The sequence below is a fragment of the Mesorhizobium sp. M7A.F.Ca.CA.002.09.1.1 genome (genome assembly GCF_003998555.1).
GTDB lineage: Bacteria > Pseudomonadota > Alphaproteobacteria > Rhizobiales > Rhizobiaceae > Mesorhizobium > Mesorhizobium ciceri.
Genome location: NZ_RZRR01001083.1, coordinates 1 through 1,625, shown reverse-complemented (window position 1 = coordinate 1,625; position 1,625 = coordinate 1). Strand labels below are relative to the sequence as shown.

At 64.0% G+C, this 1,625-nt stretch carries 1 protein-coding gene and 2 pseudogenes; all 3 read left to right on the top strand.

Annotated features, from left to right (window positions below; genetic code table 11):
* Nucleotides 1–152: pseudogene (locus EN994_RS30465) on the top strand (N-(5'-phosphoribosyl)anthranilate isomerase); the annotation flags it as partial.
* 91 nt (nt 153–243) lie between these two features.
* Nucleotides 244–1,494 (top strand): tryptophan synthase subunit beta, encoded by a 1,251-nt coding sequence (gene trpB, locus EN994_RS30460; RefSeq protein WP_013528319.1) that lies wholly within the window; start codon nt 244–246, stop codon nt 1,492–1,494.
* Between the two features lie 2 nt (nt 1,495–1,496).
* A pseudogene (trpA, locus tag EN994_RS30455) lies at nt 1,497–1,625 on the top strand (tryptophan synthase subunit alpha); the annotation flags it as partial.

Genomic DNA, 1,625 nt, shown 5'->3' with positions numbered 1-1,625 from the left:
CCGCCAATATCGGCGATGCCCTTCGGCTTGCCAACCCGCCTGGGATCGACATTTCTTCAGGCGTGGAAAGCGCGCCGGGCGTCAAGGATCCGGCGCTGATCGAACAGTTTTTCCGGGCCGTCAGGGCCGCGCGGAACACCCGCGCAGCCTAGTGGTGCCTCAAACCAGAGCATGTCCCGGAAAAGTGGGAACCGGTTTTCCGACAAGGACATGCCTCATAGTCAAGATGCCAGGAGATCGGCGATGAACAAGCCGGCGACACCCAATTCCTTCCGCACCGGGCCCGACGAACAGGGCATGTTCGGCATTTTCGGCGGTCGTTTCGTTGCCGAAACGCTGATGCCGCTGATCCTCGATCTGGAGCGGCACTGGAACGAGGTCAAGAACGATGCGGATTTCAGGGCTGAGCTGACTGACCTGTCGACCCACTATGCCGGACGGCCGTCGAAGCTTTATTTCGCCGAAGGCCTCACGAAGCATCTTCGTGAGGTTTCCTCGGCCAGGGGCCTCGCGGGCGGCGCGAAGGTCTACTTCAAGCGGGAGGATTTGAACCACACCGGTTCGCACAAGATCAACAACTGCCTCGGCCAGATCCTGCTGGCCAAGCGCATGGGCAAGAAGCGCATCATCGCCGAGACCGGCGCCGGCCAGCACGGCGTGGCCTCGGCCACGGTTGCGGCCCGCTTCGGCTTTCCCTGCGTCGTCTACATGGGCGCCACAGACGTTGCCCGGCAAAGCCCGAACGTCTTCCGCATGAAGCTGCTCGGCGCCGAAGTGCGCCCGGTGACCGCCGGCCACGGCACGCTGAAGGACGCCATGAACGAGGCGTTGCGCGACTGGGTCACCAATGTCGAGGACACCTATTACCTGATCGGCACCGCCGCCGGCCCGCATCCCTATCCGGAGCTGGTGCGCGACTTCCAGTCGGTGATCGGCATCGAGGCGCGGGCACAGATCCTCGAGCAGGAAGGCCGGCTGCCCGACACCATCATCGCCGCTGTCGGCGGTGGTTCGAACGCCATCGGCCTGTTCCATCCCTTCCTCGACGACAAGGAGGTCCGCATCATCGGCATCGAAGCCGGCGGTCGCGGTCTCGACGGCATCGAGCATTGCGCCTCGATGAATGCCGGCGCGCCGGGCGTGCTGCATGGCAACCGCACCTATCTCCTGCAGAATTCCGACGGCCAGATCATGGACGGCCATTCGATCTCGGCCGGCCTCGACTATCCCGGCGTTGGGCCGGAGCATTCCTGGCTGCGCGATTCAGGCCGGGTCGAATACGTGCCGATCCTCGATGACGAGGCGCTGGAGGCTTTCAAGCTGACGACGCGCGTCGAAGGCATCATCCCGGCGCTGGAATCGGCGCACGCCATCGCGCATGCGGTGAAGATCGTGCCTGCCATGGACAAGGATCAGATCGTCATCGTCAACCTGTCCGGCCGTGGCGACAAGGACGTGCACACGGTGGCCAGCATGCTGGGCATGGAGATCTGATCATGGCCACCCGCATCGACCGCCGCATGGCGAAGCTCAGGACCGAAGGCCGCCCGGCGCTCGTCACCTATTTCATGGGCGGCGACCCCGACTACGATACCTCTTTGTCGATCATGAAGGCGTTGCCGGGC

Excerpts from the sequence above, each read along its gene's own strand:
- trpB (WP_013528319.1), top strand. The coding sequence starts at position 244 with ATGAACAAGCCGGCGACACCCAATTCCTTCCGCACCGGGCCCGACGAA.